Source organism: Rhizobium sullae (genome assembly GCF_900169785.1).
GTDB classification, from domain to species: domain Bacteria; phylum Pseudomonadota; class Alphaproteobacteria; order Rhizobiales; family Rhizobiaceae; genus Rhizobium; species Rhizobium sullae.
Genome location: NZ_FWER01000030.1, coordinates 25669 through 44796, shown reverse-complemented (window position 1 = coordinate 44796; position 19128 = coordinate 25669). Strand labels below are relative to the sequence as shown.

Annotated in this window: 19 protein-coding genes and 1 pseudogene; 5 read left to right on the top strand and 15 right to left on the bottom strand. The window is 61.2% G+C overall.

What is annotated here, in order from left to right; genetic code table 11:
- The first annotated feature begins 49 nt into the window (after positions 1–49).
- Entirely contained in the window at positions 50–1138 is a 1089-nt protein-coding gene (locus tag BN1800_RS23750; RefSeq protein WP_087001420.1) for a citrate synthase/methylcitrate synthase, read from the top strand.
- 55 nt (positions 1139–1193) lie between these two features.
- Here BN1800_RS23750 and BN1800_RS23745 read toward each other — a convergent pair.
- The 5 genes and pseudogenes from BN1800_RS23745 to BN1800_RS23725 form a co-directional block, all read right to left on the bottom strand.
- Positions 1194–1670 (bottom strand): annotated as a pseudogene (locus BN1800_RS23745) (SRPBCC family protein); the annotation flags it as partial.
- Positions 1671–1735: 65 nt separating this feature from the next.
- The gene (locus BN1800_RS23740) at positions 1736–3364 is read right to left on the bottom strand and encodes a CTP synthase (protein WP_027513149.1); all 1629 of its coding nucleotides are present in this window, start codon (positions 3362–3364) and stop codon (positions 1736–1738) included.
- 141 nt (positions 3365–3505) lie between these two features.
- The gene (gene secG, locus BN1800_RS23735; protein ID WP_027513150.1) at positions 3506–3970 is read right to left on the bottom strand and encodes a preprotein translocase subunit SecG; all 465 of its coding nucleotides are present in this window, start codon (positions 3968–3970) and stop codon (positions 3506–3508) included.
- 104 nt (positions 3971–4074) lie between these two features.
- Positions 4075–4845: a triose-phosphate isomerase gene (gene tpiA, locus BN1800_RS23730; protein WP_087001418.1), complete on the bottom strand. Its 771-nt coding sequence runs from the start codon at positions 4843–4845 to the stop codon at positions 4075–4077.
- A gap of 134 nt (positions 4846–4979) precedes the next feature.
- Entirely contained in the window at positions 4980–5864 is an 885-nt protein-coding gene (locus tag BN1800_RS23725; RefSeq protein ID WP_087001417.1) for an alpha/beta fold hydrolase domain-containing protein, read from the bottom strand.
- Positions 5865–6083: 219 nt separating this feature from the next.
- Here BN1800_RS23725 and parE point away from each other — a divergent pair, with 219 nt between their 5' ends.
- Positions 6084–8144 carry a DNA topoisomerase IV subunit B gene (gene parE / locus BN1800_RS23720; RefSeq protein ID WP_087001416.1) on the top strand — a complete coding sequence of 687 codons (2061 nt, stop codon included), beginning with the start codon at positions 6084–6086 and terminating at the stop codon, positions 8142–8144.
- 3 nt (positions 8145–8147) lie between these two features.
- Here parE and BN1800_RS23715 read toward each other — a convergent pair whose 3' ends face one another.
- Positions 8148–8603 (bottom strand): OsmC family protein, encoded by a 456-nt coding sequence (locus BN1800_RS23715; RefSeq protein ID WP_087001415.1) that lies wholly within the window; start codon positions 8601–8603, stop codon positions 8148–8150.
- Between the two features lie 232 nt (positions 8604–8835).
- Here BN1800_RS23715 and BN1800_RS23710 point away from each other — a divergent pair, with 232 nt between their 5' ends.
- Positions 8836–10032: an AI-2E family transporter gene (locus BN1800_RS23710; protein ID WP_087001414.1), complete on the top strand. Its 1197-nt coding sequence runs from the start codon at positions 8836–8838 to the stop codon at positions 10030–10032.
- On the opposite strand, the gene BN1800_RS23705 is transcribed toward BN1800_RS23710, so the two are convergent.
- Positions 10033–10491: a GNAT family N-acetyltransferase gene (locus tag BN1800_RS23705; RefSeq protein ID WP_027513156.1), complete on the bottom strand. Its 459-nt coding sequence runs from the start codon at positions 10489–10491 to the stop codon at positions 10033–10035.
- Between the two features lie 115 nt (positions 10492–10606).
- Here BN1800_RS23705 and BN1800_RS23700 point away from each other — a divergent pair, with 115 nt between their 5' ends.
- On the top strand, positions 10607–11020 hold the full coding sequence (locus BN1800_RS23700; RefSeq protein ID WP_087001413.1) for a hypothetical protein: 414 nt from the start codon (positions 10607–10609) through the stop codon (positions 11018–11020).
- Between the two features lie 2 nt (positions 11021–11022).
- Here the strand turns inward: BN1800_RS23700 and BN1800_RS23695 are convergent, their stop codons facing one another.
- The 3 genes from BN1800_RS23695 to BN1800_RS23685 all read right to left on the bottom strand — a co-directional run bounded on the left by BN1800_RS23695 (position 11023) and on the right by BN1800_RS23685 (position 13471).
- Positions 11023–12162, bottom strand: a complete 1140-nt coding sequence (locus BN1800_RS23695) for a DUF2336 domain-containing protein (RefSeq protein WP_087001412.1) — start codon at positions 12160–12162, stop codon at positions 11023–11025.
- A gap of 92 nt (positions 12163–12254) precedes the next feature.
- On the bottom strand, positions 12255–12887 hold the full coding sequence (locus BN1800_RS23690) for a flavin reductase family protein (protein WP_087001411.1): 633 nt from the start codon (positions 12885–12887) through the stop codon (positions 12255–12257).
- Positions 12887–13471: a nitroreductase family protein gene (locus tag BN1800_RS23685; RefSeq protein ID WP_087001410.1), complete on the bottom strand. Its 585-nt coding sequence runs from the start codon at positions 13469–13471 to the stop codon at positions 12887–12889. Before BN1800_RS23685 ends, BN1800_RS23690 begins: the two co-directional genes overlap by 1 nt.
- A 113-nt stretch (positions 13472–13584) precedes the next feature.
- On the opposite strand from BN1800_RS23685, the gene BN1800_RS23680 reads away from it, so the two are divergent.
- Positions 13585–14682 (top strand): hypothetical protein, encoded by a 1098-nt coding sequence (locus BN1800_RS23680; RefSeq protein WP_087001457.1) that lies wholly within the window; start codon positions 13585–13587, stop codon positions 14680–14682.
- Positions 14683–14684: 2 nt separating this feature from the next.
- Here the strand turns inward: BN1800_RS23680 and BN1800_RS23675 are convergent, their stop codons facing one another.
- From BN1800_RS23675 to BN1800_RS23655, 5 genes are all read right to left on the bottom strand, one after another.
- The gene (locus BN1800_RS23675; protein ID WP_087001409.1) at positions 14685–15512 is read right to left on the bottom strand and encodes a lysophospholipid acyltransferase family protein; all 828 of its coding nucleotides are present in this window, start codon (positions 15510–15512) and stop codon (positions 14685–14687) included.
- A 68-nt stretch (positions 15513–15580) separates the two neighbouring features.
- A complete protein-coding gene (gene thrS / locus BN1800_RS23670; protein WP_087001408.1) occupies positions 15581–17584 on the bottom strand; it encodes a threonine--tRNA ligase in 2004 nt (667 codons plus the stop codon).
- A 123-nt stretch (positions 17585–17707) separates the two neighbouring features.
- A complete protein-coding gene (locus BN1800_RS23665; protein ID WP_179213871.1) occupies positions 17708–18244 on the bottom strand; it encodes a DUF1697 domain-containing protein in 537 nt (178 codons plus the stop codon).
- Positions 18245–18254: 10 nt separating this feature from the next.
- Entirely contained in the window at positions 18255–18647 is a 393-nt protein-coding gene (gene yidD / locus BN1800_RS23660; RefSeq protein ID WP_087001407.1) for a membrane protein insertion efficiency factor YidD, read from the bottom strand.
- A 12-nt stretch (positions 18648–18659) separates the two neighbouring features.
- Positions 18660–19106, bottom strand: coding sequence for an iron-sulfur cluster assembly scaffold protein (locus BN1800_RS23655; protein ID WP_087001406.1), 447 nt, complete (start codon positions 19104–19106; stop codon positions 18660–18662).
- Positions 19107–19128: the final 22 nt, after the last annotated feature.

Here is a 19128-nt window from a genome sequence, read left to right as displayed (position 1 = left end):
CGTCAATAAGACTAGGCCCGATCATCCTCCTCGTAAAGGAGAAACACCCATGAAGAACGGACTTGAAGACGTCATTGCCGCAGAAACCCGATTATCGGATGTGGATGGAGAACTCGGCCGCCTGATTATTCGTGGGGTGTCGCTGGATCGCCTCGTGGAGCGCGCGACCTATGAGGATACGGCAGCCCTGTTGCTCGATGACCTGCTGGAGGTCCCCGCTGCCGCCGGCGAATTGAAAACCCGCCTCGGCCGTATGCGTACGGAAGTTTTCACGCATGTCCGGGCCATGGATGAAGCGCTTTTGAAGCTGCCGCCGGTCGATGCGATGCGGGCGCTGATTGCTCGTTTGCCAGACGGCGAGGATTTCGAAACGGTATTGAGGCTCCTCGCTGCACCCGCGGTGTTCCTGCCGGCGGTGTTGCGCATGCAACGCGAAGAGAAGCCCGTTCCGCCGGACGCCTCGGTTTCGCAAGCCGCGGACATTCTGCACATGATGACGGGCAGGATGCCGAGCGCCGAACAGACGGCTGCGCTGGACGGCTATCTGGTGACGATTTCCGATCACGGGTTGAACGCCTCGACCTTCGCCTCGCGCGTAATCGCCTCGACGCATGCCGGCCTCACCTCTTCGGTGCTTGCGGCGCTCAGCGCACTCAAGGGACCGTTGCATGGCGGCGCGCCGGGACCGGTCCTCGATATGCTGGATGCGATCGAAACGGAGAACCATGCGAAAACATGGCTCGCCGCTGCCCTTGATCGCGGCGAGCGGCTGATGGGTTTCGGCCATCGCATCTATCGCGTCCGCGACCCGCGTGCCGACGCCTTGAAAAATGCGCTGAAGCCGCTTGTTGCAACCGGCCAGGTCGACCGGAAACGGATAGCGCTGGCGGAGGCGATCGAAAAGGCGGCGCTCGCCATCCTCAAGGAACGCAAGCCGGATCGCCCGCTGGACGTCAATGTCGAATTCTATACGGCGCTGCTTCTGGAATCGCTCGGCTTCCCGCGCGAGGCCTTCACCGGCGTCTTTGCGATCGGCCGCACCGTCGGCTGGATTGCGCATGCGCGCGAACAGTTGCTCGAAGGCCGATTGATCAGGCCGAAATCGGTCTATGTCGGGCTCTTGCCGCTCGCTGCATGAACAGGGGTTCCGGGGTAGGTTCACGCCTGCCGCCGGGCCGGGCTTTTCCGGCCCAGCCGCGGACATAGGCGGCAAGTTGCTCCAGCGTCTGAAGGCAGCCGGTTTCGTTATCCTCCAGGCGAATTCCTTCCGGAATATCCTCGGTTACCATCGTGACTTGGGTGCCACCCGCCGCAGGGACGAGATGGGTGCGGACGGTCATCTCTCCGGCGAAGGTCGGATCCGGTGAATCGAACACCGTCTTCCAGACGACGAGGGCATCCGGAATGAGCTTGGCGGTCCGTCCGCGGAAGGTATCGGTCTTTTCCGAGGTCTTGCCGCTCATCTCCGTCTCGTCATCCGGATAGACCAGCGACATGTTGAAGGCACCGCCTTCCCTGCCCTCGAATTCATGGACGATGCCGCGCATATCACCAGGTGGAAGCCAGGTGGCAACCGCTTCCGGATCGAGGAAGGCAGCATATATCGCACACGGCGGCGCGTGGATGATGCGGGAGACGGTAATGCTGCGGTTTGCGCTCGTGCGGCGCAAGATAGCAGAGGGGCACCTGTTTTAAAGGCCGCTCCCGCAAATGTCGCGAAGCGGCCTTTTGTTGCTCAGACCAACCGGCTCTGCTCGGTGGCGGCTTCAATGAAGCTTGCAAAGAGCGGATGCGGGTCGAGCGGCCGGGACTTCAGTTCCGGGTGATACTGGACACCGATGAACCACGGATGATCCGGATACTCGATCGTTTCCGGAAGCACGCCGTCCGGCGACATGCCGGAGAAGACGAGGCCGCAGTTTTCCAGGCGGTCCTTGTAATCCACGTTGACTTCGTAGCGGTGGCGATGGCGCTCGGAAATATCGGTCGATCCGTAGATTTCGGAGATCTTCGTGCCTTTCTTCAGCGCCGCCTTGTAGGCGCCGAGGCGCATGGTGCCGCCGAGGTCGCCGGCTGCTGTACGCTTCTCCAGCGCATTGCCCTTGATCCACTCTGTCATCAGGCCGACGACCGGTTCCTTGGTAGGGCCGAATTCTGTGGAGGAGGCATTCTCGACGTCAGCGAGATTGCGTGCTGCTTCGATGACCGCCATCTGCATGCCGAAGCAGATGCCGAAATACGGCACCTTGCGCTCGCGGGCAAACCGGGCCGCATGAATCTTGCCTTCCGAACCGCGTTCGCCGAAGCCGCCAGGAACGAGAATGCCGTGGACCTTTTCGAGGTACGGCGCGGGATCTTCCTTTTCGAATATCTCCGACTCGATCCATTCGAGATTGACTTTGACGCGGTTGGCGATGCCGCCGTGATGCAGCGCTTCGATCAGCGACTTGTAGGCGTCCTTAAGGCCGGTGTACTTGCCGACGATCGCGATCGTGACTTCGCCTTCCGGCGTGCGGATGCGATTGCAGACCTCTTCCCACGGCTCAAGGCGCGGCTTCGGCGCCGGCTCGATGCCGAAGGCGGCAAGCACTTCTCCGTCGAGGCCCTCTTTGTGATAGGCCATCGGCACGTCATAGATGTTGGCGACGTCGAGCGCCTGGATGACGGCGGACGGACGGACGTTGCAGAAGAGCGAGAGCTTGCGGCGCTCGGCTTCCGGAATTTCGCGGTCGGCGCGCACCAGCAGGATATCGGGATGAATGCCGAGCGCCTGCAGTTCCTTGACGGAATGCTGCGTCGGCTTGGTCTTCAGCTCGCCGGCGGCCGGAATGTAGGGCATCAGCGTCAGGTGGACGTAGATCGCGGTGCCGCGCGGCAGGTCGTTGCCGAGCTGGCGGATCGCTTCCATGAAGGGCATCGCCTCGATATCGCCGACCGTGCCGCCGATCTCGCAGATGACGAAATCGTAATCGTCATTTCCCTCGACTACGAAATCCTTGATCTCGTTGGTGACGTGCGGAATGACCTGGACGGTGGCGCCGAGATAGTCGCCGCGGCGTTCCTTGTCGATGATGTTCTTGTAGATGCGGCCGGTGGTGATGTTGTCGGTCTTGGTTGCCGAACGCCCGGTGAAGCGCTCGTAGTGGCCAAGATCGAGGTCGGTTTCCGCGCCGTCGTCGGTGACGAAGACTTCGCCGTGCTGGGTCGGGCTCATGGTGCCCGGATCCACGTTCAAATAGGGGTCGAGTTTGCGAAGCCGCACCCGATAACCACGGGCCTGCAACAACGCTCCGAGAGCCGCAGCCGCAATTCCTTTACCGAGAGAGGAAACCACGCCGCCAGTGATGAATACGTATCGCGCCATGGGAGTCACCGGATACCTTTTCAAAAACGATTCCACCAGCCCAAAAATTCTTTTCCAGAACTTTTGGCGCCGGCATGGAATCTGAACAAAAGAAAACCGGCAGACCCTGGGGCCTGCCGGCGGTTTATTTCGTCGACCGGCTTACTGCCCGGTCGGGACGCCGCCCGGTTGGGCCGGAGCAGCCGGTGCCGCCGGCGCGGTCTGCGTTGCAGGTGCGTTGGCTGCCGGTGCCTGTCCAGCGGGAGCTGCTGTGCCGCCATTCGGAACGCCATTGCCGGCAGGCTGGTTCGCGGGCTGCTGCGGAGTGCCGCCGCCAAGCGAATCGAGAATGCCGTTGCCCTGCCCGCTCGTTGCCGGGATGCGGTCGAGAATGTCGGTCGGGCTGCCCTGATAACGTGTCAGGATGCCGAGGCCGAGCGAAGTGACGAAGAACAGCGCGGCAAGGATGGCGGTGGTACGTGTCAGCGCATTAGCCGTGCCGCGCGCCGACATGAAGCCGGAGCCGCCGCCGATGCCGAGGCCGCCGCCTTCCGAACGCTGGATGAGCACGACGCCGACAAGCGCCAGCACGATCATGAGGTGAATGACAATCAATACTGTCTGCATGGGTCCAGTCCTGCCCGCATGCGGCGGGCATCGAATAAAATCTGGCGCTGTTTACATGAGGTGATCCGCTATTCCAAGCCCTTAGGCCCAGAATATACACGTCATCACGCGAGCAGCGCTTCGTATGCGCCGTAGATGGCGAGGAAATCGGATGCTTTCAAGCTCGCGCCGCCAATCAACGCGCCGTCGACATTGGTAACGCCCATCAGTTCCCCGGCATTGCCGGGCTTGACGGAGCCGCCATAGAGGATGCGGATTTTACTGCCATTCGCGCCGAAGCGGGCGACAAGTTCCGAACGCATGAAGGCGTGCGCCTTCTCGACGTCCCGCACTGTCGGCGTGAGGCCGGTGCCGATCGCCCAGACGGGTTCGTAGGCAATCACGGTGTTTTCGGGTGTCGCGCTATCCGGTACAGAGGCCGAAAGCTGCCGCTTGAGAATGTCGAGCGTCTGCCCTGCCTTGCGCTGGTCGGCCGTCTCGCCGATGCAGATGATGGCGGTGAGATCGGCGGCAAAGGCAGCCTCGGCCTTGGCGCGGACGAGATGGTCGGTCTCGGCGTGGTCCTTCCGGCGCTCGGAATGGCCAACGATCACGTAGGTTCCGAAGCAATCGGCGATCATCTCGGCTGAGATATCGCCGGTATGAGCGCCCGACGGGTTTTGATGGCAATCCTGCGCGCCGATCGCGAGCGGGCTGTCGGTGCAAAGCGCGGTCGCGACATAGAGCAGCGTCGCGGGCGGGCAGATGAGCGCCTCGACGTTCTTGGCGAGCGGCGAATTCACGCCTTCCGCAATCGCCTTGATCTGATCGAGAGAGGCGCGCGTGCCGTTCATTTTCCAGTTTCCCGCCACGAGCGGGCGCACGTCAGGTGTCATGCCAGCCTTCCAACTTTTCTCGTAAGCCTGCGCCTTAGCAAAAGCATCACGGAAAGGAAAGCGATCCGCCGCTTACGTAAGGGAAATAAGAAGATTTGACGCGCAAAATGCGTAAAATCTGCCCGACGCTTTGCCTAAGAGGCGAGGAACCAGTTCAAAACTCTTCGCCAATCGATCATCCGGATCGGCGTGCCGTGGTTGCCGTTTTGAAAGAGCGTGAAATGGGCAGGGTATTTCGTCTCATGAAGCCTTTTGAAGAACGCCTGCTGGCCGGCAGCCGCATAGACCGGATCGCGGCTGCCATGGACGAACCAAAGCGGTAGCCTCGCCTTATAGAACGCGCTCCTTGCGAAATCCGGATCCGTGACGCCGCTCAGGACGATCATGCCTTTCAGCCGTTTGACGCTGCCTGGGTCGCGCGCAATGCCCCAGCAAATCTGGCTGCCCATGGAGGCGCACGAAAGGATCACCGGGCGGTGGCCGGATTTCTCGCTCGCATAACGGATCAGTTCGGCGATGTCTGCTACGCCTTCGCCGTCGAACGTGCGCACGGTCGGTGAATAATAGACGCCGCCATTGGCTACCGCGAGGTTCTTGAGGCGATTGAAATTACCGCCGAAGCTGTAGTCGTTGGCGCCGAGCCGACGGTCACCGCCACGCCCGTGGATGAAGATGGCGGTGAACGCCGCATTATCTCCCGGTCCCACCCTGGTGACATCCACCCTGCGGCCATTGAGTGACAATGTTTCGTCCTGCTGCTGCTTGCGCACGCCGAGCGACACGTATTTCTGCTGCGCGCGCTTTTCGGGGATCTGGTCGCGGCCGTTGATGTCGCGCATCTCGTCGTATTCGATGGCTTCGAAGGCGCCGCCGTCGGCGGTCTGCAGCACGTTCTGTCTAGAGAAAAGTTCGTCCTTGTAGGGCGGTAAAGCATCGGCTGCAGCGGTGCCGATATCGGCGGACAGGAAAAAGGCCGCAATTGCGGCGATAATCGTGCAATGACTTGTGGACATTCTCATGCGGGCGGTTTCCTAACACATCAGGCCGCTTGCCATTCCGGGCCCGGCAACGCAAACCAATTCCACAGAATTCCGCCAAATCGGGCGGCGTCGCGTAACGAGGCGCTTTCTGGCAGAATCTGCCTGATTCGCTAACGTGACATCAAACGCGGTGATTTTGGGTCGTGTCCTCACTCGGAGGTTCCAGCCCAAAACAGGATTGAAGATCTGAACGACTCCATGGATGACAGCAACGACCTCTTCTCCGGAATACCCCTGACGCCCAAGCAGGAGGCGGCTGCAAAGCCCGCCGCGCCCCCCGAAAGGCCTGCGGCGTCTGCTCCGCGCCCTGCCCCGTCCACTGCGGGCTCGGACGACTACGGCGCATCCTCCATCCGCGTTCTGGAGGGGCTGGAACCGGTGCGCATGCGCCCCGGCATGTATATCGGCGGCACGGACGAAAAGGCGCTGCACCATCTCTTTGCCGAAGTCATCGACAACTCAATGGACGAGGCGGTCGCCGGCCATGCGAACTTCATCGAGGTGCATCTCGATATCCAGGGCTACCTGACGGTCAGCGATAATGGCCGCGGCATCCCGGTCGAGAACCATCCACAGGTTCCCGGCAAATCGACGCTCGAAGTCATCATGACCAAGCTTCATGCCGGCGGCAAGTTCGACGGCAAGGCGTACGAGACCTCCGGCGGCCTGCACGGCGTCGGGGTTTCGGTCGTCAACGCGCTGTCCGACGATCTCGAGGTCGAAGTAGCGCGCAACCGCAAGCTTTACCGTCAGCGCTTTTCGCGCGGTCTGCCACAAGGTGGCCTCGAGGAGCTCGGCGATGTGCATAACCGCCGCGGCACCCGCGTGCGCTTCCATCCCGATCCGCAGATTTTCGGCGACCATGCGAAGTTCGATGCCGGGCGCGTCTTCCGCATGGCGCGGTCGAAGGCTTATCTTTTTGGCGGCGTCGAAATCCGCTGGAGCTGCGACGAAGGCGTCCTGCCGGAAGGCTCCGAAATCCCGGACAAGGCAGTCTTCCACTTCCCCGGCGGCCTGAAGGACTACCTGCAGGCTACGATGGGCAAGGAATTCACCGTCACCCGCGAAATCTTCGCCGGCAAGACGGAGAAGGCGAGCGGCCACGGCTCGCTCGAATGGGCCATCACCTGGTACGGCGGCGACCAGCAGATCCATTCCTACTGCAACACCATTCCGACGCCGGAGGGCGGCACGCATGAAGCGGGTCTGCGCATCGCGTTGACCAAGGGCCTGAAGGCCTATGCCGACCTGACGCAGAACAAGCGCGCCGCGCAGATCACCACGGATGACGTGATGATTTCGGCAGTCGGCATGCTCTCCGTTTTTATCCGCGAGCCGGAATTCGTCGGCCAGACCAAGGACAGGCTCGCGACCGTCGAGGCGCAGCGCATCGTCGAAAACGCGCTTCGCGATCCCTTCGATCACTATCTGGCGGACAATCCCAATGAGGCCGAAAAGTTACTCGACTGGGTCATCGAGCGCGCCGAAGAGCGTCTGCGCCGCCGCAAGGAAAAGGAAGTCAACCGCAAGACGGCAGTGCGCAAATTGCGCCTGCCCGGCAAACTGGCCGATTGCTCACAGAACACGGCACAGGGTGCCGAACTCTTCATCGTCGAAGGCGACTCGGCAGGCGGCTCCGCCAAGCAGGCGCGCAACCGCGCCAATCAGGCGATCCTGCCTCTGCGCGGCAAGATCCTGAACGTAGCGAGCGCCGGCCGCGAAAAGCTCGGCGCCAACCAGCAATTGGCGGATCTCGTACAGGCGCTCGGCTGCGGCACACGTTCCAAATATCGAGAGGAAGACCTGCGTTACGAGCGCATCGTCGTGATGACTGATGCCGACGTCGACGGCGCTCACATCGCGTCGTTGCTGATCACCTTCTTCTACCAGGAGATGCCCGAGCTTGTGCGCGGCGGCCACCTGTTCCTGGCCGTGCCGCCGCTCTATAAGATCACCCAGGGTGCCAAGTCCGCCTACGCGCGCGACGACGCCCACAGGCAGGAGCTCATGGAAACGGAATTCAGGGGCAAGGGGAAGATCGAGGTCAGCCGCTTCAAAGGTCTCGGCGAAATGCTTCCGGCGCAGCTCAAGGAAACCACCATGGACCCCAGCAAGCGGACTCTGCTGCGCGTGGTGATAGACGAGGTTGATTTCGAGGGAACGCGCACGGCGGTGGACGACCTGATGGGCACGAAACCGGACGCGCGCTTCCGCTTCATTCAGGAGCGTGCCGCCTTTGCCGAAAACCTCGATATTTGAACTCTAGTCGAGACGGACGTCGATCTTCGTCTTCACCGAGTTGGCGAGGAAGCAGAGATCATGGGCCTCGTGATGGAGCTTTTTTTCCATCTCGCGGCTCGGCGCTTCGCCAGCATAGACCACCGCCGGCTTCAGCTCGACGCGGCTGACGAGCATTTTTCCGTCGATCTTCTCCATGATCCCGGTCGCCGCATCGACATAGCTGTCGACGACCATGCCCTTCTTGGAGGCGAGCCACAGATAAAACAGCATATGGCAGCTTGAGAGCGCCGCAACATAAGCCTCCTCGGGATCGACGTTCTCGGCGACCGCGTATGGAAGCGGCACGTTGTGCGGCGATGCCGAGGCAGGCACCGAAAGGCCGCCGTCGAAATTCCACACATGGCCGCGGCTGTACTTGCCGTCCGTGAAACTGCCCTCGCCGCGCTGCCATGATACTTCTGCTGAAAATGTCGTCATCGTTCGAACGATCCTTATGAATCCTGATGCCCAACCTGCTGCCATTTTCACCGGCTATCAAGGTTCAGAGGAAATTCCGTCACATTCCGTATAGAGGTTTAAGATATGTCGCTACCTGACGGCTTGGCGCACCTTTCGATTGGACGAGGCCGGCCCTTAGACGATCGATAAGCTTGCGTCCGGGCTTCGTATGGCGCATATCCGTGATTGAGAAGAAGGAATAAAAAGCGACGTGAGCCTCTCGAACAACAAGAAACTGCCTGGCGAGCCGCGGTGGCTTGGGCCGTCCGCGTCTACACGTACGCCGCTCATTCCCTCGATTTCTGCTGCCCGCTGGCTGCTGATCCTCATCGTCGCGGCAGGCGTCTATTTCTTCTACGGTTTCGTCGTTCCGGTGCTGGCCGCACTCGTCATCGGTTTCGCGAGCTGGCCGCTCTATCGCAGGCTTCTCGCGCGCGTCGGCGGCAATACGACAATCGCTGCCACGATCGCGATCCTTCTGATCGTCACTTTCCTCGTTATTCCGATCGGACTTGCGATCACCTATACGACAGGTGAGGTGCGCGAATGGGTCGCCTGGATCATTCACGCCAACCGGCAAGGCGCGCCGACGCCGCAGTGGATCCTCGCTTTGCCCTTTGCAGGGCCCTATCTCGACGATCTGTGGGTGAAATATATCGGCAGCCCCGGCTCCGTGGGCGAGGTCATCCAGGCCGTCAGCGGCGCCAATATCGGCAATATCTACCGCGCGGTTCTCGCAGCCGGCGGTGCGTCGTTCCACCTGCTTCTGACGCTGCTCTTCATGCTGATCGCGCTGTTCTTCGTCTATCGCGACGGCGCGTCCTTCTCGCGTCAGATCGACATGCTCGGCGAGCGCATCCTGCCTAATCGCTGGGAGCGGATTTCGCGCGTCGTTCCGGCAACAATCAGCTCGACCGTCATGGGTATGACGCTGATCGCGATCGGCGAAGGTATCGTGCTCGGCGTCGCCTACTGGATCGCAGGCGTCCCCTCGCCCGTGACACTTGGCGTCCTCACCGGCATCATGGCCCTGATCCCGGGCGGCGCGCCGCTCTCTTTCACCTTGGTCTCGATCTATCTCGTTGCCAGCGGATCGCATGTTGCCGGCGTTGCGCTCTTCACCTGGGGCACGGTCGAGCTCTTCATCGTTGACAAGACGCTGCGTCCGAAGCTCGTTGGCGGCCCGATCAAGCTTCCCTTCCTGCCGACTTTCTTCGGGCTCGTTGGCGGCGTGAAGACCATGGGCTTCCTCGGCCTCTTCATCGGCCCGGTCCTGATGGCGCTGCTCGTCGCGATCTGGCGCGAATGGATGCATGAAGTGAAGACCAGCGACCAGACCGCAGGCCTTGGCCCCGAGGTCATGATCGACGAGCACGCACCGCCGGTGCAGCGCGCTGCAGACGGCTGATCATTTCAGCCGCTTCTCCATGAAGAGGCTGAGCGGGTCCGGCAGGTAAGAGCCGAAGGGCTCGATGTCGGCATAGCCGTATTTGCGGTAAAGGCCGATCGCCTCCGGCTGGTAGATGCCGGTCTCGAGCCGGAGCGCATCGAGGCCGAGTTCCCGGGCGCGTTCCTCGAGCCGGTCCATCAGGCGGCTTGCGACTTTCAATCCCCTCGCCTCCAGATCGACGAACATGCGCTTGATCTCCGCCGTGCCGTCACCTGCCTCCACGAGTGCCGCACAGCCGACGATTGCTCCTGCATTCCGCGCAACGAAGAAACTTACGGCAGGCTTCTCCAGGGTCGAGAGACCGACGAGGTGATTGCTTTCGGCAGGATAGAGCGACTGCGCATAGGCATCCGAAAGGTCGAGAAGGCGGATGATTTCCGGTTGGCGCGGCGATTCAAGAGCGACGGTGACAGACATGGTGTTCTCAGGTTCTGCGGCGGCGGCGCATGACAAAAGGTTAATGTGGCCGCCATCTTTCGGTTGGAATTGCCTCGTCTAAGGCAAGGAATTTCAATAATCAAAGGGTTCGATTATGCAAGCGGTCTTCGTCGCCATGACCATCCTCGGCTGCAATGACTCGGTCACGCAATGTAATTATGTCGCAACGATCGATAAGCGCTGGGAAACGGTGGCGATGTGCGACGCCGAGTCGGAAAAGCGGCTCAAATCCTTTGCCAATGCCAACTACCCGACCGTGATCGCTGTTTGCGAAGCACCGAAGCCCGCTGTCGCGGCGGAGCCGCCCAAAATTGCCAACGCCACCCCTGCCCCGGTGCCGACGGTTCAGGACATCGAAAAGACCGGCATCCGCGCTTTCGCTCTCCGCTTTGCCGACCGAGTGCGCACACGCCTGCCCACCGGCGAAAGCGTCAAGCATACGCTGGAGAAGCCGGTACACTTTGTTTCGGATGGCTATTCCTGGGCCGTTCAGCGTTTCAAGAATTAAGACTAGGCGGCGGCGAGCGCCGTCAGCGAAGCGTAGCTGCGCGCCGATTGGCGTTGCTCGGTTATATGAAGCTTCTCGACCAGATCGAGCAGCTCGCCGACGGCGTTATGGGTGCCGTCGTGGTGACGGAAGCGTTCGAGCAACCTGCCGCACACATTGGCAAGCATGGTGCCTCCGGTCTTTTTGGACGCTTCGCGCCAGAGAAGCGTCGCTTCGACGAACACTGTGCTGATCTCGCGGTTGAGCCCGGCCGCCTCGTAGAGGGCACGTACCGCATGCATGCGGCCGGTAGCGAGGATCGAGCGAACGCGCTTTTCGGTGCAGCCGGTAAGATTGACGATGGCGCCCGCGAAGAAATCCACCTTGCCGCAGCAGAGGGCATGCATGAGAAAGCACGGCGTCAGATGACCAGTAAGACGCAGGTGCTCGACGAGATCGGCGATCTCGCGCGGCTGGATGTCGCCGGCGAGCGATACGACAGCCGCCTGAGTCGCCTCGCGGCTGATGCGCTGCAAACGATTGAGACCGATAACCGCCCGCGCCAGCGGTAGGGCGACCAAGGCATTGCTGACATGCTGCGTCAGCAGTTGACGGGCATCGGCTGGAAGATCGGCGCGATCAAGCAGCAGATTGCGGATATCGCAGCAGTCGCCCAGCCGTTCCGCAATGCGCTTCAGGGATGCTGGAGCAATCGTGGCACCCTCGTTTTCGAGAAGGCAGAGGATGTCCTCTTCATCACCGACTTCCGCCAGAGCGGCTGAAACGGCGCGGGATATCGAAGCACGTGCGGCGATCAGGATGCGAGTCACACTGCCGCCGCGGGCTGCGAGATCGACCAGATCGGCGTCTGAGAGCAGCGGAGAGCACGTCACGGCGTGGCAGGCGATCTCCGGCTGGTCTTCGGCCAAGGCAAGAATGATACCGCGGGGCGCGTCGCTCGACCAGGCGATCACCTCCGCCAGCGCCAAGCGCACGCCCGGCGACGGATCGTCGAGCAGGAAGGTCATTGCCATTTCGGCGGCCCGGCGCTCCTCGGGAAGCATTTCGGATTGCAGATAGGCCCGGCCGAGTGCGCTTGCGGCGCGGGCCCTGTCTCCAGCCTTGGCAGTCTCAACCCAGCGCAGAAAAGCTTCTACGATCACATTACGCCCCAACCTTCGAACGCGATTCCTTCGCGCTCTACCTTTGGAATGAGGCTATCGGCAAATGGTTTATGATTGGTTCACCATATTCATTAACCCTTGCCCGCCGCGATCAGATCGTTCGGCACTTGCGGGCGCAGCAGCTCGAAGACGTCGCTGCCTTCGCTGTAATCCATATACCCCATGCGCGCGACAGGCCGGGCGATCGACATGTCCAGGCGTCCCTCGCGGATGATCGATTCATCGATATGGATGCCGACAACTTCACCGAAAACCATGACGCTCTCCGAAGGTTCGCCGGAAAGGGTCTTGGGTTCGATCAGCTCGGTCACCTTGCATTCGAGCACGGCGAAGGCTTCGGCTACATAGGGCGCATCGACAAGCTCGCCCTGCTTTGCCGTAAGTCCCGCTAGTTCGAATTCGTTGACGCCGTAAGGCATGGTTGCCGACGAGAGGTTCATCTGCTCGACAAGATTGCGGCTTACGAAATTGCAGGTGAAGACCCCGGTTTCAGCAGCGTTGCGCTGGCTGTGCTTACGGCCGCTGGAGGAAAACATCACCAGCTTCGGCCGGTCGGAAACGGCGTTGAAGAAGGAATAGGGCCCAAGGTTCAGCGAGCCGTCCCTGCCCTTCGTGCCGATCCAGCCGATCGGCCGCGGCGTGATGATCGCCTTGAACGGATCGTGCGAGAGGCCGTGCATATTGCTGTCGGTCGGATAGAACATCAATCTTCCCCGCCGACCCAGGTGACCGTCTCGGTGAGTTCCGGGCGGGGGCGTTCGACCGCGGGAAACTCTGTCGAGCCGATATGGATGAAGCCGGCAACCTTTTCGCCGGGCTGGACCCCAAGCAGCGGATAGGCACGGTCGTCGTAAGCGAACCATTCGGTCAGCCAGTTTGCGACCCAGCCATGGGCATTCGCCGAGAAGATGATGTTGAGGCAAACGGCACCGGCCGACATGATTTGTTCCCATTCCGGGATCTTGAGATGCGGACCGGCCTTGCTGACCACGGCAACGACGACCGGCGCGCGCGTCAAGCGCGTGCGCTCGACCTCTATCATTTCCTCGGAAAGATCGGGCTTGGCTTCGAGTGCGAGCTTCAGAAGCTCTTTGCCGATGCGAACACGCTCTTCACCGCGATAGACAATGAAGCGCCAGGGCGCGAGCTTGCCGTGGTCGGGAACGCGAGATGCCAGACGGAGGATTTCCTCGATCTCCGCCTTCTCCGGTCCGGGTTCGCACATCTGGAAGGCAGGGATGGAACGGCGCACGGCGAGGTAATCGATCAACTTGATATCGGATTTCATGCGGGGGAAACTTTCATTTTCATGACAGCGGTAGGGATGGGTCTTGAATTTGCCATCGCGTTGGTCTTGAAGTGGCCTCTGTGATTTCAGAAGTCAATCTGTTCAGGAAAGACATGCTCGGCATTTTGCCTTTTGCGCGTATGGCCTTTGCACTTGTTCTGGCGGCTTCGCTGCCTTTCGGCGCAGGCGCGCAGGACGCGTTCAAGGAGTTTAAGCAGCTCGATACGACGGCAAAAATGCCGAAGCTCAACGCGTTCATCGCCCCCGGCAGCGCGCCTCAAGGAGTCGCGTTGCAGGAGGTCGAGATCGAGGCGAAGCTGACGGCCGACGGCGAGCCGCTGGAAGACGGCCTCTCCTGGTACGTGTTCAGCCCGATCGCCGGGGGCGACGGCAAGCTGCCGCTGGTGGCGAGCGCGCGCGGCGGGTCGGCGGCTTTCCAGCTGGCGCCGGGCGACTATCTGGTGAACGTCTCCTTCGGCCGCGCCGGCGTCACACGCAAGGTGAATGTTCCCGACAGCGGCAAGCTTGACAAGCAAGTGATGGTGCTCGATGCGGGCGGTCTGCTGCTCAACGCGATTTCCGGCTCCGACGTTCGCATCCGCCCGGATCAGCTGCGCTTCTCCATCTACTCGTCGGAAGTCCGTGATGACGGCGAACGCGGATTGGTGACGGCAGACGTCTCGCCGAACACCGTCGTCAGGCTGAATGCCGGCACCTATCACATCGTTTCCGAATATGGCGATGTCAACGCCGTCATCCGCGCCGATATACAGGTGGAAGCCGGAGGGCTCACGGAAGCGACCATCCAGCACCGCGCGGCGCAGATCACCTTCAAGCTGGTTTCCGAAGCCGGCGGTGAAGCGATCGCCGATACGGCCTGGTCGATCCTGACGGCCGCGGGCGACAGCGTCGGCGAAAGCGTCAGCGCTTTTCCGACGATGGTTCTGGCCGAAGGCGAATATTCCGCCGTCGCGCGCAACAAGGACAAGATCTATCAACGCGACTTCAAGGTCGAGGCCGGCAAGAATACCGATGTCGAAGTGCTGATGAAGAACGAGCAGCCGCAGGAGCCGGCAAGCGCCGCGACGACGCTGCAGCAGGAACCGCAGCCATCAGCCGCCGGCGAGCAGCAGAATTCCGCACCGGCGCCGTTGCCTTCCTACGAGCAACTGCTGCCGGGCAACGGCACGGCAGGCGCCGACGCCGATTGAATTCAGACGCGCTTTCGTTTGGTGCCGAAATCCAACGAAAAGACCGCATCGTAAAGCGCTGCCAGCAGATCCTTGCGGTCGTTCCTTCGCAGTTTTTCATAAGGCAGTACCTGGCCCGCGCGCGCGACAATCGTCTTGCCCGATAGCCGGCGGAATTCGCGGATCAGCAGTGAGAGGCGGAGCGTCGGCGAGAAGCGGCTGACGATATGAAAGAGCCGCCCGTTCTGGCCTTCGAAATAGATTGGCAGAACGCTGGCACCGGCCGCCTGGACGAGCTTGGCAGGAAACATCTTCCAGGGCAGATCTTCGGCTCGGCCGAAGCCGTTTTTTGCGGTGGCGACGCCGCCGCCTGGGAAGATGATGACGGCAACGCCCTCCTTCAGAAGCCGGACCGCCGCCCGGCGCGTCTCCATGTTGAGGGCGATGGCCTCTTTCGTCTCATCGAAGGATATCGGAAGCGAATAGGCCGCCATTTCCGGAACCTTGAGCAATTCGTTGTGTATGAGAACGCGAAATGGTCGTCCAAGCTGTTCGGCAAGAGCCAGCACGGCAATGCCGTCTCCAATACCGAACGGATGGTTGGCGACGATGACGAGCGGCCGGTCTGCGGCCGTTTCCGGCGGCCACGCGCCATTGATGTCAAGGCGCACGTCAAGGAGATCGAGCAGTTTGCCGAAGACGCGCTCGCGCGTTGGAACGATATCGCTGCGCCAGATAGCGTAGAGCCGCACGTAACGGTCGCGCCCGGAGAGCCCCTCGATCGAGCGGATCAGCCAGCGCTTGAGACGCGGATCGCTTTCGCTCGCATAAGATAGCTGTTTGAATCGCAAAGCCGCCCAGCCTCTCGTAAAAGACCGGACGGCTATATTTCAAAGCGATGACAGCCGTCTGACAGAAATCAGGCAGCTATCGCCTTCTTGGCTTCGATCTTGCGGCGGATATCCGGCGGCGTCGCTTCCCAAGCAAGGCTCTCGATCGCCTCGGCAAGCGGCATCGAGGTCTGCTCCTGGCTGCCGAGGCGGCGGATGTTGACGGTGCGCTCTTCGGCTTCCTTCCTGCCGCAGACGATGATCACGGGAACTTTCGTAACGGAATGTTCGCGGATCTTGTAGTTGATCTTCTCGTTACGGAAGTCGGCCTCGACGTTGAGCCCTGCCTCACGTAGCGCTTCGGCAACTTCCGCGCCATAGCCGTCCGCTTCCGAGGTGATCGTTGCGACCACGACCTGCAGTGGCGAAACCCAGAGCGGCAGATGGCCCGCGAAATTCTCGATCAGGATGCCGAGGAAGCGTTCCATAGAACCGCAGATGGCGCGGTGGATCATCACCGGCTGCGTCTTCTCCGAATTGCTGTCGATATAGAAGGCCCCGAAGCGTTCCGGCAGGTTGAAGTCGACCTGCGTCGTGCCGCACTGCCATTCGCGGCCGATCGCGTCCTTCAGTGTATATTCGAACTTCGGGCCGTAGAACGCGCCCTCACCCGGCAGAATGCCGGTCTTGATGTCGTTCGACTGCTGCTGGATCGTGGTGAGCACGTCCATCATGACGCTCTCGGCGCGATCCCAGAGTTCATCCGAACCGACGCGCTTGTCCGGGCGCGTGGAGAGTTTGATGGTGATCTCGTCGAAGCCAAAATCCTTGTAGACCGAGAGGATCAGGTCGTTGATCTTCAGGCACTCAGCGGCCATCTGCTCGTCGGTGCAGAAGATGTGCGCGTCGTCCTGCGTGAAGCCGCGCACGCGCATGAGGCCGTGCAGCGCACCGGACGGTTCGTAGCGATGCACCGTGCCGAATTCCGCAAGACGGATCGGCAGTTCGCGATAGGACTTCAGGCCATGCTTGAAGATCAGCACATGACCCGGGCAGTTCATCGGCTTCAGGGCGAAGATGCGGGTGTCGGCTTCCTTGTCATCTGGATGCGTCAGCGAATGCGCCGATTTCACCGCGAACATGTTCTCCTGGTACCAACCCCAGTGCCCAGAGGTCTCCCAGAGCGAGGTATCGAGAACCTGCGGCGCGTTGACTTCCTGATAGTCAGCGGCCAGACGCCGGCGCATATAGGCCACCAGCGCCTGGAAGATGCGCCAGCCCTTGCCATGCCAGAAAACGACGCCCGGGCCCTCTTCCTGGAAATGGAACAGGTCCATTTCACGGCCGAGGCGGCGATGGTCGCGCTTCTCGGCTTCAGCAAGCATGTGAAGGTAGTTGTCGAGTTCGGACTGCTCGGCAAAGGCCGTGCCGTAGATACGGGAGAGCATCGGATTGTTGCTGTCACCGCGCCAATAGGCGCCTGCAACCTTCAACAGCTTGAAAGCCGAGCCGATCTGACCGGTCGATGCCATGTGCGGGCCGCGGCAAAGGTCGAACCAGTCGCCCTGATAGTAGATCTTCAGATCCTGGCCTTCCGGAATCGCATCGACGAGTTCGACCTTGTACTGCTCGCCCTTGGCGGCAAACACTTCCTTCGCCTTCTCGCGCGACCAGACCTGCTTGGTGAAGGGCGCGTTGCGGGCGATGATCTCCTTCATCTTCTTTTCGATCTTCGGCAGATCGTCCAGCGTGAAGGGTTCGTTCTTGGCGAAGTCGTAGTAGAAGCCGTTCTCGATCACCGGGCCGATCGTCACCTGCGTACCGGGCCAAAGCTCCTGCACGGCTTCCGCCATGACGTGTGCTGCGTCGTGGCGGATGAGTTCCAGCGCGCGCGCGTCGTTACGGGTGATGATCTCGATCTTGCCCGTCGTCACGGGATCGGAAAGGTCGCGCACGGTGCCATCGATCGCAATGGCGACGGCCTTCTTGGCAAGCGACTTGGAAATGGATTCGGCAACGTCGCGGCCGGTCGTGCCGGTGTCGAAGTTGCGTTGATTGCCATCGGGGAAAGTCAGGGAAACGGATTGGGACATATCGATATTCTCCTTGTCCAGTCCCGCCAACGAATGCGGGTGGTTGCAATGAAGCGCTTCGTCCGCACGAACGCGCTGCCGCCTGATACCGAGATTTGGCCTTTGAGTAAAGGCAGACCCTGTTCAGCCGATCATTTCGGCAAGGCCACGCACCGTGTTCCAATTGCGCAGCGTGCCGGCGCCCATGCGCTTGGTGGTGAGCGCCGACAGCAGCTTCCATTCGCTGGGTTTGCCGGCGAAATCGATCCAGAGATCGCCATCGGCAAGCGCCAAACGCTGGTTGGCCTCGACGTACTTCTGAAGCGCGTCGAGAGCGGGCCGTTCGAGCGGCTTGCGCATGACGCGGACGATCACTTGGCTGCCATCGCCATCCGGAAATGGATTGGAGTTCGCCAGCCTCGACCAGTCCTCACCCTTGCGGACGATGATATCGACGGGCTTGCCGAACTTCGATTTGAAGGCAGTTTCAAGCTTCGCCTCGATGTCGCCGAGTGGTGCATTGTCTGCTTCAAAGACGATATTGCCGGTCGAAACCAGCGTGCGCGGGTTGCGGTAGCCGAGAGCCGCCGCCATGTCGCGAAGATCGGACATCACCACCCGGCGTCCGGGCGCGAGCACAATGCTGTGAAGGAGCGCGACATAGGCGATCTTATGTGGCATCGGCGTGCCGTCAGCCCATTTTCCGTCCGAGCGCGAAATAGCGCCACGGCGTCCACCAATGAAGGCGCTGCTCCAGCCTTTCAGGTACGGGATCAAGACCGCTCGTTCCGCCCGGCCCGCAGCGCCCGACGCGGAAGACGGTCATCCAGCCGCCGGCCCAGAGGCCGTGGCGTGCGATCGCCTCGTAGCCATATTCGGAGCATGTCGGAATATGCCGGCATGAATTGCCGATGAAGCCGGACAAGGTCAGCTGATAAAGCCGGATCAATCCCATGCCGAGCAGGCGATCGGGGGTCTTGCGGAAAGGGCCGGTATAGTTTCGGGAAAACCGCAAAGGCTTTCTTTGCGAAGCTGCCGCGCCGCCTTCGTCCTTATCATGGCTTGTCGAGCAGAATTCGCACATCGCTTACGCCGCTCACGCCTCCGCCATTTCCGCGCGCTTCGCTTCGATCTGCCCAACCGCATCGACGACAGCGTCGAAAGTCAGCATGGTGGATGCGTGGCGAGCCTTGTAGTCCTTGACCGGCCGCAGGTAGCGCATGTCCTCGAATCGGCCTTCCGGACCTTCTCCGTCCGCCTTCAGCATCGCGAGCATGTCTTCACGGGCCTTGCGAAGTTCGCCAGCCGTTGCGCCGATCACGTGGCGGGCCATGATCGAGGACGATGCCTGGCCGAGCGCGCACGCCTTGACGTCATGGGCAAAAGCCGTGACGGTATCGCCATCCATCTTCAGCCAGATCCGCACCTTGGAGCCGCAGAGTTTCGAATGCGCCTGGGCGCTTGCGTCGGCATCGGCAAGGCTGCCTGTCAGCGGAATATTGCCTGCAAATTCGAGGATTTTGCTGTTATAGATGTCGTCCATGATGAATTCCGCTCCAGATTGC

Coding starts and splice junctions, on each gene's coding strand:
- BN1800_RS23750 (WP_087001420.1), top strand. CDS start 50: ATGAAGAACGGACTTGAAGACGTCATTGCCGCAGAAACCCGATTATCG.
- BN1800_RS23740 (WP_027513149.1), bottom strand. CDS start 3,364: ATGGCGCGATACGTATTCATCACTGGCGGCGTGGTTTCCTCTCTCGGT.
- secG (WP_027513150.1), bottom strand. CDS start 3,970: ATGCAGACAGTATTGATTGTCATTCACCTCATGATCGTGCTGGCGCTT.
- tpiA (WP_087001418.1), bottom strand. CDS start 4,845: ATGACACCTGACGTGCGCCCGCTCGTGGCGGGAAACTGGAAAATGAAC.
- BN1800_RS23725 (WP_087001417.1), bottom strand. CDS start 5,864: ATGAGAATGTCCACAAGTCATTGCACGATTATCGCCGCAATTGCGGCC.
- parE (WP_087001416.1), top strand. CDS start 6,084: ATGGATGACAGCAACGACCTCTTCTCCGGAATACCCCTGACGCCCAAG.
- BN1800_RS23715 (WP_087001415.1), bottom strand. CDS start 8,603: ATGACGACATTTTCAGCAGAAGTATCATGGCAGCGCGGCGAGGGCAGT.
- BN1800_RS23705 (WP_027513156.1), bottom strand. CDS start 10,491: ATGTCTGTCACCGTCGCTCTTGAATCGCCGCGCCAACCGGAAATCATC.
- BN1800_RS23700 (WP_087001413.1), top strand. CDS start 10,607: ATGCAAGCGGTCTTCGTCGCCATGACCATCCTCGGCTGCAATGACTCG.
- BN1800_RS23690 (WP_087001411.1), bottom strand. CDS start 12,887: ATGTTCTATCCGACCGACAGCAATATGCACGGCCTCTCGCACGATCCG.
- BN1800_RS23685 (WP_087001410.1), bottom strand. CDS start 13,471: ATGAAATCCGATATCAAGTTGATCGATTACCTCGCCGTGCGCCGTTCC.
- BN1800_RS23680 (WP_087001457.1), top strand. CDS start 13,585: ATGCTCGGCATTTTGCCTTTTGCGCGTATGGCCTTTGCACTTGTTCTG.
- thrS (WP_087001408.1), bottom strand. CDS start 17,584: ATGTCCCAATCCGTTTCCCTGACTTTCCCCGATGGCAATCAACGCAAC.
- BN1800_RS23665 (WP_179213871.1), bottom strand. CDS start 18,244: ATGCCACATAAGATCGCCTATGTCGCGCTCCTTCACAGCATTGTGCTC.
- yidD (WP_087001407.1), bottom strand. CDS start 18,647: ATGTGCGAATTCTGCTCGACAAGCCATGATAAGGACGAAGGCGGCGCG.
- BN1800_RS23655 (WP_087001406.1), bottom strand. CDS start 19,106: ATGGACGACATCTATAACAGCAAAATCCTCGAATTTGCAGGCAATATT.